Annotated in this window: 13 protein-coding genes; 2 read left to right on the top strand and 11 right to left on the bottom strand. The window is 66.7% G+C overall.

From position 1 onward, the window contains the following. Genes DY240_RS14435 through DY240_RS14420 form a run of 4 tightly spaced genes read right to left on the bottom strand, consistent with a single transcriptional unit; the run spans position 1 to position 3,387 of the window. Positions 1-1,260 (bottom strand): tyrosine-type recombinase/integrase, encoded by a 1,260-nt coding sequence (locus DY240_RS14435; protein WP_119660557.1) that lies wholly within the window; start codon positions 1,258-1,260, stop codon positions 1-3. Further along, positions 1,260-1,502, bottom strand: a complete 243-nt coding sequence (locus DY240_RS14430; RefSeq protein WP_119660556.1) for a helix-turn-helix domain-containing protein — start codon at positions 1,500-1,502, stop codon at positions 1,260-1,262. The genes DY240_RS14435 and DY240_RS14430 overlap by 1 nt, the downstream gene beginning before the upstream one ends. Beyond that, positions 1,487-3,058, bottom strand: a complete 1,572-nt coding sequence (locus DY240_RS14425; RefSeq protein WP_119660555.1) for a replication initiator — start codon at positions 3,056-3,058, stop codon at positions 1,487-1,489. The genes DY240_RS14430 and DY240_RS14425 overlap by 16 nt, the downstream gene beginning before the upstream one ends. Beyond that, entirely contained in the window at positions 3,058-3,387 is a 330-nt protein-coding gene (locus DY240_RS14420) for a hypothetical protein (RefSeq protein ID WP_147375325.1), read from the bottom strand. Before DY240_RS14420 ends, DY240_RS14425 begins: the two co-directional genes overlap by 1 nt. A gap of 162 nt (positions 3,388-3,549) precedes the next feature. Here DY240_RS14420 and DY240_RS14415 point away from each other — a divergent pair, with 162 nt between their 5' ends. Beyond that, positions 3,550-4,314, top strand: coding sequence for a GntR family transcriptional regulator (locus DY240_RS14415; RefSeq protein ID WP_119660553.1), 765 nt, complete (start codon positions 3,550-3,552; stop codon positions 4,312-4,314). Between the two features lie 213 nt (positions 4,315-4,527). Here the strand turns inward: DY240_RS14415 and DY240_RS14410 are convergent, their stop codons facing one another. Next, positions 4,528-5,868: a Fic family protein gene (locus tag DY240_RS14410; protein WP_119660552.1), complete on the bottom strand. Its 1,341-nt coding sequence runs from the start codon at positions 5,866-5,868 to the stop codon at positions 4,528-4,530. Between the two features lie 584 nt (positions 5,869-6,452). Here DY240_RS14410 and DY240_RS14405 point away from each other — a divergent pair. Then, positions 6,453-8,195, top strand: a complete 1,743-nt coding sequence (locus DY240_RS14405) for an ATP-dependent nuclease (RefSeq protein WP_119660551.1) — start codon at positions 6,453-6,455, stop codon at positions 8,193-8,195. 53 nt (positions 8,196-8,248) lie between these two features. Here DY240_RS14405 and DY240_RS14400 read toward each other — a convergent pair whose 3' ends face one another. From DY240_RS14400 to DY240_RS31990, 6 genes are all read right to left on the bottom strand, one after another. Further along, positions 8,249-8,626 carry a hypothetical protein gene (locus DY240_RS14400; RefSeq protein WP_199701513.1) on the bottom strand — a complete coding sequence of 126 codons (378 nt, stop codon included), beginning with the start codon at positions 8,624-8,626 and terminating at the stop codon, positions 8,249-8,251. Then, positions 8,626-8,880 carry a type II toxin-antitoxin system Phd/YefM family antitoxin gene (locus DY240_RS32000; RefSeq protein ID WP_051425603.1) on the bottom strand — a complete coding sequence of 85 codons (255 nt, stop codon included), beginning with the start codon at positions 8,878-8,880 and terminating at the stop codon, positions 8,626-8,628. Before DY240_RS32000 ends, DY240_RS14400 begins: the two co-directional genes overlap by 1 nt. Positions 8,881-9,040: 160 nt before the next feature. Further along, positions 9,041-9,334 carry a hypothetical protein gene (locus DY240_RS31995; protein WP_158602852.1) on the bottom strand — a complete coding sequence of 98 codons (294 nt, stop codon included), beginning with the start codon at positions 9,332-9,334 and terminating at the stop codon, positions 9,041-9,043. Beyond that, a complete protein-coding gene (locus DY240_RS14390; RefSeq protein WP_119660548.1) occupies positions 9,331-9,855 on the bottom strand; it encodes a hypothetical protein in 525 nt (174 codons plus the stop codon). Before DY240_RS14390 ends, DY240_RS31995 begins: the two co-directional genes overlap by 4 nt. A gap of 560 nt (positions 9,856-10,415) precedes the next feature. Next, a complete protein-coding gene (locus tag DY240_RS14385) occupies positions 10,416-10,979 on the bottom strand; it encodes a hypothetical protein (protein ID WP_119660547.1) in 564 nt (187 codons plus the stop codon). Positions 10,980-11,197: 218 nt separating this feature from the next. After that, the coding region (locus tag DY240_RS31990) for a hypothetical protein (protein WP_119660546.1) at positions 11,198-13,061 on the bottom strand (1,864 nt) is incomplete at its 5' end.

The raw sequence follows: 13,061 nt of genomic DNA, 5'->3' as shown, positions 1-13,061 counted from the left end.
TCAGAGGTCATCCTCTGAGCTGTTCTCATGTCCGGACTCGGTCTCGTCGGCGGGCCGAGGCAGCGAAAAGGCATCGAACAGTCCCCTCACTCTGGTGCGGGCGCTTCCCGAGTCGTGCGTGTAGAGGTTGAGCGTCGTCGTCGCCTGCTCGTGCCCCATGACCCGCTGGACGTCGTTGACGGGGACGCCGTCGGACACCAGCCACGTCGCGTACGAGTGGCGCAGGTCGTGGAACCGTAGCCCTCCGCAGGCCCGGCGAGCGACCTCCTTGACGGCGGCAGCCTCGGTCTCGAAGGTCTCCGTCACCTCGCGGCCGGCGTCGTCCTGCCAGACGCCCCGGTACACCCGCTCGCCCTCCTGGACCACCTTGCCCAGCAGCCCGGCCCGGACCAGCGCGGGACGCCAAATCCGCACGCGGAAGAGCGTGCGGCGGACCGGTCCCCCGGCCTGGTTGGTGAACACCTCGCCCGTGTCGCCCTGGCCGTAGCGGCGACGGTGGCCCCGGAGCGCCTGGACCACGAAGGGTGGCAGCGGCACGACACGGCGACCGGCGCGCGACTTCGGGAACGGCTTGGTCGTGACCGCCCCGGCGACCTCGACCGCGACGCGCACCACGTGGACCTCCTCGGCGTCCAGGTCGACAGCGTCCCAGCGGAGGCCGGCGCACTCGCCCCACCGGAGCCCGGTTCCGCCGGCCAGTGCGACCAGGGCGCGATGGCGCTCGGGAACGACCGGTAGGAGCTGGCTCACGAACGCCTCGCGGCTGATGGTGCGCTCGTCGGTGTCCGAACGACGGATCGCCGGGAGCTGGACGCCCTCGCACGGGTTGAAGGCCAGCAGTCGGTCACGGACGGCGAGCCGCATGATGCCCGCCAGCACGTGGAAGCACTTCCGCACGGTGGCCGGCGAGCGGGTGGCGTTCAGCTCCGAGACCCAGCGCTGGACCGACGAGTGGTCGATCTTGTCCAGCGGCACCGACCCCCAGCGGGGCAGCACGTGGGTCCGGAGGACGGAGTCGGTCCGCACTGTGGTCGTGGTGGCGCTCGCCCGTCCAGCGACCCACGTCGCCGCGTAGTCGCTCAGACGGACCCGCCCGGCGCGAGGATCGACGTACAGCCCGTGGTTCTTGGCCGACTCGACCTCGGCGAGGAAGCGGGACGCCTCGCGCTTGGTCGGGAACGACTTGGACCGCTGCGCTCCGGACGGATCACGCCACGCGGCGCGATAGGTCCCGGCAGTCGTCTTGCGTACGAAGCCCATCAGAACAGCCCGTCCTGGCCGGGGAGCAGCGGTCCGGGCTCCGGGTCGGGCTCGACGGTGACGTCCTCGAGCCAGTCGTGGAACACCTGTTTGGGGATGACCCAGCGCCCGCCGAGCTTGCGCGCCGGGATGTCCCCGGATCGCACGAGGGCGTAGGTGCCGCCGAGGGCGAGGTTCAGCAGCTCCGCGACTTCGGCGACGGAGTAGACGAGGGCGTCGAGGCGGATCACGTTGTCGGGCATAGCGGGGTTCCTTCCGGGGAGGGGTCGGTTGCCGAAACATCGCCGGACGGCGGTCCGGTGGCCTGTTTGGCGGCGTCGTACTGCTCGCGCCAGCGGCGGCGCTGCTCGATTGACTTCGCGACGGCCCACACGTAGGAGGGTGCGTCGGGGTCGCCGGGTCGGACCGGTGTCCAGATGTAGCGGGGCTTGCCGTCGGGTGCGGTGGCGGTTGTCGAGAGCTGGTCGTGGTCGTCCATCTCGATGCCGGCTTCGGTGAGGACTGCCCGGACGACGGCGGCCCGGTCGGCGCGGTGCTCGGTCAGCGTCTTGCCGGTCCACTTGCGCGAGACGAGGACGCGGCGGCCGCCGAGGCCGAGGTGGTCGCGGTCGTGGGCCTTGGATGGGCAGCGGCCGGGTTCCATGCCCGGCTTGGCGTTCTTCGGCTGGGTGCCGTACCGGAGCCAGTTTGCGCACGTGGGCGAGCAGGGCAGCCAGCGGACTTCCTCGGCGAGCCGGTCGATGTGGGCGCGGCGAGCGGCCGAGATGCGGTTCGGGTCGTCGGTGTCGAGCGGTTCGGCGATGGACTTGGTCAGGTATTTCGTCAGGTAGCCGACGCGGCGGTCAGCGGCCGGTGTCCCGGCGAGGATGCCTTGTAGGTCGACCTGGACGCCGAAGCGCAGCACGTGGACCGGCTCGGGTTCCTCGCCGACGTCGAGACCGTCGCCGTTGTCGACGTAGTCCATCGCCTCGTCCCAGGTCGGCAGCATCCAACCGCCGTCGTCGACGTAGCCGCCCTGCTCGTCGTCCCACGCCGGCCGGCCGTCGCGGTAGTGGTGGACGTGGTCGATGCCGGGCCACCAGACCTGGTGATACGTCGCGGCAGCGACCTGCTTGATGAGCTGGCGCGGGATGGCACCGCGGATGGCGGCGTGCAGGTGTGGCGCTAGTCGGCGTTGCGGCTCGACGGCGGCGAAGTACTGCACGTTGTAGCCGGTGGCGCGGCGCAGGTTCTGCCAGAACCGGTCGATGAGCTTCGGGAAGTGCATCGCGTCCAGCGCGGCGCGCCGGTAGTCGTACCGGTGCGGGTCAGCTGGCACGCCCTCGTCAGTGACGCGGCCGTAGGACGGCATCGTGAGCGTGAGGAACATCGACGGCCGGTAGGTCTTGCCGTCCGGTGCCTCGAAGGTCCGCCCGACGGTGTGGCCCGAGACCGGCAGCCGAGGCAGGTCCGGCACGTCCTCACGCCGCCTGGTGGACCGCACACGCCGCTCTGTCGCGTCGTCCTCGTCGTCGTCCGTGGGAGTCTCGTCGTCGCTCTCAGCGTCGTCCTGGTCGTCGAGCTCGGGTTCGGTGTCGAGGTGCCAGCCCTCGCGGCACTGCTGCATCCGCAGCCGGCGAGCCCGCTCCGCACAGGACGGGCAGACCGCCTCACGGGTCGCGCCGCACGCGATCGTCACGGTCCGCACGTCTCCGGTCGTGGTGTCGGTCACCCGCGACAGCACCGGACGCACGCAGGCGCCGAGGAGGACGGCGGCGCTGCGGACCAGTTCGTCGGAGAGGGCCGGGCCGAGCACCATCACGACCGCCCTGCCGGGCGCGGCGTGACCATGAACTCCGGCTCGTCGTCCTCTGGGCGGTACACGGGCAGCGGCCGGCGCAGCTCGGCGGGATCGACGGCCGGTGTGGCCTCCATCAGCCCGTGCACGCAGTGGCAGGCGTCCAGCGGGCCGAGCACGCCGAAGCCGTCGCAGTCCATGCAGACGATCCACACCGACCGCTCGTGCAGGCCGATGCAGCGCGCCGACGCGCACCACCGGTAGCCGCACCAGATGCACACCTGGGCGAAGTTCAGCCGCAACGGCCGCAGCGTCGCCGCCATGGCCGAGGCGAATCTCTGGGTCGTCATCGTGACCTCCGGGGATAGGGGATGACTCCATCCAGCACTCAACACGTTATAACAAGTAGGACGACTGGACACGTGGAATCCGACACGCCACGCTGACCGCCACAGTTACGCGGGCGGTCGCCCAGGTGGAAGACTTGTTCTGTCGAGTAGAGGGGAGGGCCTGTGGCGGACTTCAGGGGTCGCCCTGCCTACCTGCAGATCGCTGACGACATCCGCAGCCAGATCCTCGACGGCACGTTGCAGGCCGAGGACCGGTTGCCCAGCGAAGCCGACCTCATGGCCGACTACGGCGTCTCACGCATCGTCGTGCGCAACGCCGTCGAAGTCCTCCGGTCCGAAGGACTCGTGGTCAAGCAGCAGGGGCGCGGCAGCTTCGTCCGAGCCCAGCGACCCCAACGCACCCGTGTGGTCGGCGACCTGTACAGCGAGCGCCCCGAGGCATCGCCATTCGCGGCGTCCGCGCGAGCGTCCGGCCAGGTGCCAGAGTGGGAGTACCAGACCCGCAGAACCACCGCATCGAAGACGATCGCCGACCGGCTCGGCATCCAGGCCGGCGACCCGGTGATGCGCACCAGCTACCGCTTCTTCGCCGACGGCGAGCCGGCGATGCTGTCGACGTCGTTCGAGCCGCTGGCCATCACCGAGGGCACGCCCGTCGAACAACCCGAAGGTGGTCCCGTCACCGGCGTCGTGCCTCGGATGGATGCCATCGGCATCCACATCACCCACGTCGTCGAAGACGTCACCGGACGGTCAGCACGCCCCTACGAGGCAGAGACACTGAAGGTTCCGGTTGGCGTGCCCATCCTCGCGATCGAACGCACATACTTCGCGAAGAGCCGGCCCGTCGAGACCGCCGACATCGTGGTCTCCTCCGACCGCTACGTCCTTTCCTATCGGCTCCCCGTCCCGCCCCGCAACGACTGACCGGCCTCGCGGCGAAGCCTCAGAACGCGTCCAAAGACGTCAGCAAGCTGGCTGACCGAGGCTGTCACTCTTCTGGAACGCCACGCGAACCGCCCTTCGCTCGAAATTTCACAGCGGGCATGGTGTAACCAGCACCACACACTCCGCTCAGGGTGCGGCGGCCACTCTCCTCCCGTCCCGACAAGAGCATTTCGTCGCCAACGGCGATGAAGGCTAAGAACTCCAACCCGCCTTCAATGCGGCGCCGGTGAGAAGCGCCTCGACTGCCTCGGTCGCCGTAACACGCTTCGATGCGCCCGCAGGCCCGGGGACGCTGGCTAACACCTCGAATCCGCCCTCCGAAGGGCAAATTGCGCGGACAGTCACATAGGGATCGGCGTAATGGAAGTCGTAACGATTCTCGCCGTCGGCGACGACTACCTGCAGTGCGACCTCAGAATAGCGGTCCCGCAGATCGAGTGTTGTAATCTTGTCGATTCTCTTGGCGGCAAGCAGGATACTGAAACCCGGACTTGCAGGCTCGCTGATGAATATCGTAGCGATCCAAGAGTTTCGGATAAATCCCCGGTCTCGAATCTCTTGCCATGCGTCCAGGGGGAGGGGATCCCACAACTTGACGCGCATGAGCCGGGCGCCCTCGACCTCACGTTCGAGCTCGGCTGCCCAAACCTGAGTCTCCTCAACAAGCTCTTCGACCCTGCGACGCCACAGTTCGTACTCGCGTTCACGAGCTCGCGTTGCCGCCTGGTTGCGACCCTGTAGTAGCCGCGAGATCGCTGCCTTGCGTACGCCTGGGTCTTTGGCAACTCGTCGCGCTTTGGTCAACGCAGTCAGTTGGCTGTTGGCGATCATCGCAATGAGAGGTTCCAGATCACCGAAATCAGCCGTTTGCAGCGCGTCGTAATATTCTTGACGTCGAAACGCCGGGATGCCAACGGGCAGAAATCTTGCCGAAGCTAGTACCAAGTCCTGAATTAGTCGGGCAGTGCGACCATTGCCGTCCTCGAACGGATGAACCTCGGCCAACTCGCGGTGAATCCACGCCGCTAGTACGACTGGGTGATGATGATCATACGCAGAAAATGAGTCGCATATCTCTTGCACTCGCGCTTCAACATATGCGAACGCGGGGGGCTTGATCTGCGCCCCACTGATCTGGACATCCTTGCTCCGGAATGACCCAGCGCTTGGAATTATTTCCTTCTCAATCTGGAAGTTCACTTGTCTTATGAGGTCCGGGGTTAGCGAATAACCCTCCCGAACCAATGTATCAACCAGTGAATGGGCGTCAATCACATTGCGTACCTCTACCTCGACGTACTTATCCGCCTCTGCTAGCGCAAGCCCATCCAGGACCGCGAGGGTGATGCGAGGATTTACGTGAACGCCTTCAATATTCAAAGTGTCACTAATCATATCGGGCAGGAAGGCTCGGCGAAGCCTTTCGTTCACTTGTTCACCGAAATCCCCCAGGCTCAGAAACTCGTCGCGTTCAGCGTCCACGTTCTCAAGCAGTTCCTGTAACGCTGGAGTCAACTTCTCCGGCGGCCGCATTGGCACTCCTCACCTCGAAGACATCCTTTTGGCCCGTCCCTGGACGAGGCTACCCCGGAGGCCCTCAGTGCGTAACGGGGTCCTCGCCGATCGGCACGAAGCTTCGCCATCGCACAAGTTCGTGAAGCGGTCACCAGCCAGGCTCACCCATCCGACCGCCGCCTTGACGTAAGCATTGGGACGCGAATCGTCCAGTATCGGCCGTGACACGACTCGACTTCCGCGCCGCACACTGATGGATTGAGCTATTTGGGATCAAGGCGGCGCGCAAGCGCGCCGCAGCCCGCCCGGCCACGCGCCGGGCGTGCGGCCTGGCGGCCGTTCCGGGCGCGGACCAGGCGTGCACACGAGCTGGCCGACACCGACTCAGACCACGTAGGCGCGTCACCGAGCGCCGTCCCCCTCATCGCGGCCATTCTTTGACCTCCGCTCCGCGCGTCAAGGGCGACTTTGTCGTCACTACGTGATCGGCTTCGCCGGCCCTTGACCCGCTCCGCTCCAGCCAACGACCGGCAGCCATGAGGACGACGTCGTGATGTAGGCCTCCGCGTGCATGAGTCCTACCCAAGCGCTACGGTCCGCGCATGAGACTTGCTAGCGTGCGCGTGAATAATTACCGCAGCATCCAAAGCGCCGAGAGCTTCGAGCTCAGCAACTTTACGGTTCTGGTTGGACCGAATAATGAGGGGAAAAGCAACCTTCTACGCGCCACGGTTCTAGGCGTCGATCTAATTAAGGGCTTTGCGCGGACTAGCCAGAACCTTCAACCTTCGGTCCGACGCCTGCCGATGAGCGTAGCCGGACGGCTCCATTCGTACCGCGTGGACCCGGAGATGAGACGCGAGCGCGACGCAGCCTACGAGTGGGAACGGGACTATCCGCTAGTTCTACAACCTAAGAAACCCGGTGGGCGTACGACGATCCGCCTTTCGTTCGCGCTCGACGAAAATGAGATGGCGGAACTGCGCGACCTGACGGGCGTACATCTGAATCAGACGCTAATCACTCAATGGTACTTAGATAAGAAGGGCGCCGAGTTCGATATCCTGAAGCGCGGGCCAGGAAAGTCGAAGCTTCGAGAGAATGCGGGCCCAATTGCGCGGTTCATCAGTGAGCGCATCGACTTCCACAGCATCCTAGCAATTAGAACCCACTCACGCGCCCGGGATGCCGTTCGGAGTCTAGTGCAGGCCGAGCTTCGGTTGCTTGAGGATAATGAGGAATATCAGGCGGCCCTGCAGAAGATCCGCGAGCTGCGCCAGCCGGTAATCGACGGAGTCCAGGACTCCCTCCTCAAGGCGCTCGGAGAATTTCTTCCGAGCATTCAAGGCGTACAAATCAGACTCACCGATGAGCGCACTTTCCTTGTACCAGAGGACATTCTTATCGACGACGGGGTGCAGACAAGTCTTCGGGATAAGGGCGACGGAGTTCAGAGCTTGGCAGCGTTGTCGCTCATGCAGCACCTCGCTATCCAGCGTTCATCGGCAGCCACGATGGTGTTGGCAATCGAAGAACCCGAGGCGCACCTTCATCCGGACGCCGTACATGCACTCAGATCAACGCTACGAAACGCGGCAGACAGCCAACAAGTTATCGTGACGACGCACAATCCAATCATCGTTAATCGCTCGGAGATATCTAGTAACATCGTCGTACAGCACAATAGTGCGAGGCCGGCAAAGCGGATGCATGAGGTTCGAAGTGCCCTTGGCGTGCGCGTATTCGACAACTTGATAGCCGCGGAACTGGTTGTCCTCGTTGAAGGCGATCATGACGCGACGGCCCTTAGGGCTATCCTCTCGAATAGATCTGCGGAAATAGGCCAAGCGGCAAAGGAGGGTCGGGCGGCATTCATTGCAATGGGAGGCGCATCGAAGTTGGCGTTCCATCTTTCCCATTTGGCTAGCCAGGTGTGCGATGCGTACGTTCTCCTCGATTACGATGACGAAGGTCGGAACGCTGCGGAGACAGCCAAGTCTAGGGGAATTCTGGAGGAAAGGGATGTGACCTTTCTTAGGGCCGTCGGTATGAGGAATTCCGAGTTTGAGGACATCCTGAATTCGGAGTTATACAGCGACCTTCTCCAAAACGGGTACGGAATCTCGCTAACGGGCAAATTTCGAAGAGCTCGTACGAAATGGTCAGACCGCATCGAGGGGGAATTTGTGGATGCTGGAAAGCAATGGACTGACGAGACGAAGAGGAAGCTAAAGGCCGAGGTTGCAGCCCTGGTAGCCTCCACGCCAAGCGAGGCGGTCGCCAACCAAAACGTCCAGTTAATCGACAAGATCCGCAGCGATATTGAGCTACGCCTGCGAAATTGATTGCCCGCCAGTGCAACAACGCCCGGACTGTAGGCATACATGAGCGGACGTTGTCAGATGCCGTGAAGGCGCAGCGATACGTTGAGTGCGTCGCTCAGGCGAGCAAGGTCGCCCAGATCGCTTGTGACGACCAGGTCGCCGCGTGAGAGCGCGGAGATGACGACGGTGGCGTCGACAACGTCGCTCGTTCTCGCGGCTGCGCATGCGGCGCCGGCCTCGCGCGCGAGCTGTTCGGTCATTGGCTCGATCTTGCAGCCACGCAGGAGGCGAGAGAGCTGGTGCTGCGGGCCGCCGCGCCACGCTTGGGCCAGGACGGCGGCGGGGACGACGGGGCGGATCTCGTGGCGCAGCGCGTCACGGTGCAAGGCCCAGATGTCGACACGGTTCGCTTCCGCCGCGACCAACGCGCCGGTGTCGTAAGTGATGCCCATCAGTCAGTAATGACGCCCTCGCGGACCAGCACGTCGTGCGCCTTACGTGCCTCGTCGGCGGGGATTGGTCCGTGCTCGGCCTCGAACTCCTCAACGGCCAGCAGACCATCGAGGACGGCGGCGCGTTCGGCCGGCATGATGGCGGCCAGGCGCTCGCCGTGGTCGGTCAGGTAGATGACCTCCCCGGTGGACGTGGCTCGGCTGATCACCTCACTGAGGTGATCCTTCGCGTCCTGCACCGGCATCTCGGACATAGTCCCAGCGTACGGCAGAAGCTCAGCAGACACAGCAGTCTCACTTTCAGTCGAGACGACGCACGCTCGGAAGGCGTCGCGCGTCGTCGCAGCTAGTGGCGTAGAAAAGTCTGGTCCCGTCGCACCAGCAGCCGATGCGACGGGACCAGCCGGCACATCGTCAGAGAGCGTCGCGGCCAGCTCGTCGCTGGATGCGTTCGACGGCCTCGCGGATCGCCTCGTGCAGTAGGTCGGCCTCATGGGTCCCGAGGCGAACCACGGTGCTGCGACCATGACGTGGCACGGTCGTCAGCTCGACCCCGGTCGTCGAGCTGTGCGGGCGGACGACGTTGACGCCGAGGACCCAGCGTCCGGAGTCGGCCGCGATCGACTGCACATAGTGCCGGTGCACGGTGTGGACCCCGGACTCGTCGCACCACTTCACCGGGCAGTCCTCCCGGTCTGCGGCCGTCACGAGGCGTCCTCGGTCTCGGCGCGCTGGATCTTGCGCAGATCACGGACAACGGACTCCAGCTCGCCCAGCGTTACGCCGGCTTCCGACAGCACGCCTGCGACTCGGTCGACGACCTCGCTGTGGGCCTGGCTCCTCAGCGTGTAGCCGTCCTGCGGGTAGAGCACCCCCGGCTTCATCAGCTCCAGACCTCCATCGCGCTCGACCATGCGATTGAGCTGTTCGACGATCTCGGCATCGGTCGCGCCAGGTAGGTACCGCTCCCGGACGTTGGCGAGCAGCATCGGCGTCCACATCGCCTGCTGCGCCACATCCGCGATCCGCACCAGATCAGCTGCCAGCCGGCGGGCCTCCTTCGGCAGCAGATCGAACTGCGCGTACATCTCGGTCTCGAACGGCTTGATCACCACATCGATGTGAGCGTCACCGTGCAGGATGTGCGCGACCATCTCGCCGACGCCCTCCTCGACGAAGGGTTCGCGGGTAATGATCTCTCGGGTATCGGGTTCGGGTAGCTTGACCACGGGTCTCTCCCTGCTCGTTCAGGTTGGGATCAAGTCCCCGGCCCGGTGTTCCAGCACCGGCCGGGGGCGACTAACTGATGAGGACGCACAAGCGTGAAGGCGGGCCACGTGGCCGCGCAGCGACGAGGCAGCGAAGAGGCATCAGAACCCGCACCGCCCGCGAACAAAGGCCGATAGCAGCCGCCGTCCTGACCTGCGCGAATGAACCACCGACAGCAACGGACGACAGCGGACGGCGAGCCCGATCCGCACTGTCAAGGCGGAGGTCGCGGGTTCAAGTCCCGTCAGGACCGCCAGCAAGCCCAGCAGCTCAGAGGGTCGCCCTCTGAGCTGTTTTCATGTCCGGGCCGGTCTCGTCGGTGGGGCTGCCGGCCGACGCCGAGATCGCCGACGCTGCAGCGCGGCCGCGATGGGTGAGGGATCGGTGTCGTCCTGGCTACCCGGATCGCTCACCCATCGCGGCCTGCGGCACGCAACCATCGCCGCCGGCGACTCGATGCCGGCGCCATCGCTTCCGCGCAGTTGGGCGTCACGGATCTGCCGATGCGCAAGCGACAGCGCTAGGCGGGGTCGCGATACAACGGCGCCGGTTCCCCATAGCGCAGCCGTCGGACGCTACCGGGAAGGGCTCCAGCCAGCGCAAGCGACGCGTCGACAGAGCACCCCACGGTGAACTCGATCTCCTCGTCGACCTCGCAGGCCACGCACCAGGCCTGATCCTCCGGCCACACGAGGTGCGGTTCCTGACAGCCCTCCACGGAGCCGTACCAGGCCACGGACGGTGCGTCCCTGAGCACCCCGACAGGACCGGTGAACAGCAGCATCGTTCGATGTGGAATCGGCACTCGTGGCGCCTGAGGAACCGGCTCCCCGCCCCAGCCCTCCCAGACCGCCGCATACCCTCGGGCCGGCGTGGCCGTGTACGAGGCCAACGTCGCGAGGGCTACACGAAGGGCAGGATCTTCTCCTGCCGGGTCGACATCATCGGCCCCCGGGGCGAAGGCGATCCGCACGTACACGTCGAAGCCTGGCGGGCCGTACCGAACAAGATCCCGCCAATCGACCTCGGCCTGCAGCAACCACCGCGCAGCATCCGCGTTTACCGCCGGCCTGATCTCGGTCATCGCCTCAGTCTGCTACGAGTCGCCAGCTTGCGAGCCAACTTCGTGCCTCATGCGCGCTGCGACGGGCGTCGAGGATCAACCGACACGCAACTATCAAGCATCACCCGCGGGTCAATCCCGAGGCGGCCGTGGGGCGATGCCAGCGGGCCGGGCGTGGCCTGCTTCTCGAGCTGAGTGTGAGTCGCGCGGTGAGGCCGAATCCGGCTCGAGAACGTTACTCACGCCCAGGACCCGCTGGCGAATGTGTAGGCGATCCGGCCGGCGCGGCCGTGCGGGACCCGCAGGACGTGCAGCCGGCGGGAGGCGTCCAGGAAGTAGGTGCGGGCGGCGGGCGTGACCGAGGCGGCGGCCTCGCGGCCCCAGTCGATGGTCAGCGTGACGTCGCCGCGGGTGATCGTCAGCGAGGTGGCCGTCGCGGCCGCCGGCGCGCCGAACACCACCTCGGACCCCGTCGACCACCGCACGTCGTCGTCCGGCCGGAGGACGAGCGGCACCTGCTCGACCGCGTCCATCGTCGTCGCGATCTCCCGGACCAGGCCGGTGTCGGTGAACAGGGCGGCGACGGTGACGTTGCCCCCCGTCGTCGTCCAGCGCAGGCCGAGGTCGCCGCGGACCACCGCGACCTGGTCGGGCGCGACGACCGGACCGGCGGCAACGGGACCGTCGTGGTAGGCCGGCGTCAGGTTGGACGCCCCGTCGGTGCCGCCGTTCGGGAGGACGGTCGCCCAGCACTCGGTGTTGGAGCTCTGCCCGCCGTGGACGAACGTGCCCGCCGCCGGGTGCCACAGCAGCCCGAGGCCCGCCCGCACCACCCCGTTGGGCCGCGTGCCCAGGAACGCCTGCAGGTAGTACGACGGGCGCCGGAGGAACAGGTAGTGCTGGTCCTGCGGGTCGACCCGCAGTTCGGTGAACCGGCTGAACCGCACGGCCGGCAGCCCGGCGATCGCCACGTCGCGCTGCCGGCGGGTCGGGTACCCCTCGCCGTAGGGGATGTTCGCCGGGATCCGGGGGTTGGTGTCGCCCGGCGCCAGCGGCGCGACCGGTTCCGGCGCCGCCGCCCACGCCGCCCGCTGGGCGTCCCGGTCCTCGCGGGCGGGATAGAAGACCCGCAGTTGGGGCACCGTGCGGCAGAACACCGACCCGAGGTCGCGCTGCTGCCGGTCCGGCGTGACCGCGTCGAGGAAGTACATCGGGGTGCGCGCCGCGCCGGACGCGAACGAGACCAGCCCGGCGCCGTCGGGCTCGGGGACGACGGTGTAGGCCAGCCACTCCGCGAGCCGGCGCACCACCGGCAGCAGCACCGGAGCGCCGACCTCGGTGTGGATCTCGTGCAGTTCGGTGAGCGTGACGTTGAGGTTGTAGGCGATGTCCATGCCGCGCGGCTCGTAGAGGAACCCGGCCGGACTCTGCGCGTGGGCGGCGAAGTAGGCGATGCGGTCGTCGAGCAGGCGGCGCAACCCCGCGTCGGGGTCCAGGTTCAGCGCCTTGGCCGCGCCGGCGAGCCCGGCAGCGGGCTGGTTCGCGAACTCGACCATGCCGTCCTGCCAGATGCCGGTGTTGCCGGGGTCGAGGAACCACGTCATGGCCCGGTGCAGCGCGGCGCTGATCTCGGCGCCGCGGTCGGGCAGGACGCGCGCCGCGCGCAGCTCGTGCAGCGTCTTGCTCAGGTACCCGAGCGCGAACGCCGTCGCCGCCCGCGACCGCTCGTCGGGCGAGTACTCCGGCCAGGAGCCGTCGTCGTGCTGCAGCCGCAGGTAGTAGCCGATGGCCGCGTCGAGGCGAGCGAGCAGGGCGGGGTCGTGACGGTACGGGTTCCACGGCCGGTCGGCCCCGTGGAACCAGGCCAGCGTGGCGACGTGCTCCATGATGCGGGCGTTGAACGGCTCGCTCGGCGTGCGCCACCAGCCGCCGGCCATGAACCCCCTCAGCTCGGTGTCGGAGTCGTCGATGTCGTTGACCATGTCGGCCAGCGTCACCAGGTACGGTGCGTACCGCTGCTCCACCGCGGCGAAGGCCGGCCGGGCCGGCGCGCCGGCCGGCAGCGGCGCGAGCCGCGCGAGCGGACCGCTGCCGGGGTCGCCA

The organism is Jiangella rhizosphaerae (assembly GCF_003579925.1).
Classification (GTDB): Bacteria; Actinomycetota; Actinomycetes; order Jiangellales; family Jiangellaceae; genus Jiangella; species Jiangella rhizosphaerae.
This window is presented reverse-complemented; position numbering and strand designations above follow the sequence as displayed.

Coding starts and splice junctions, on each gene's coding strand:
- DY240_RS14425 (WP_119660555.1), bottom strand. CDS start 3,058: ATGGTGCTCGGCCCGGCCCTCTCCGACGAACTGGTCCGCAGCGCCGCC.
- DY240_RS14385 (WP_119660547.1), bottom strand. CDS start 10,979: ATGACCGAGATCAGGCCGGCGGTAAACGCGGATGCTGCGCGGTGGTTG.
- DY240_RS14400 (WP_199701513.1), bottom strand. CDS start 8,626: ATGGGCATCACTTACGACACCGGCGCGTTGGTCGCGGCGGAAGCGAAC.
- DY240_RS14430 (WP_119660556.1), bottom strand. CDS start 1,502: ATGCCCGACAACGTGATCCGCCTCGACGCCCTCGTCTACTCCGTCGCC.
- DY240_RS14420 (WP_147375325.1), bottom strand. CDS start 3,387: ATGACGACCCAGAGATTCGCCTCGGCCATGGCGGCGACGCTGCGGCCG.
- DY240_RS32000 (WP_051425603.1), bottom strand. CDS start 8,880: ATGTCCGAGATGCCGGTGCAGGACGCGAAGGATCACCTCAGTGAGGTG.
- DY240_RS14410 (WP_119660552.1), bottom strand. CDS start 5,868: ATGCGGCCGCCGGAGAAGTTGACTCCAGCGTTACAGGAACTGCTTGAG.
- DY240_RS14435 (WP_119660557.1), bottom strand. CDS start 1,260: ATGGGCTTCGTACGCAAGACGACTGCCGGGACCTATCGCGCCGCGTGG.
- DY240_RS14405 (WP_119660551.1), top strand. CDS start 6,453: ATGAGACTTGCTAGCGTGCGCGTGAATAATTACCGCAGCATCCAAAGC.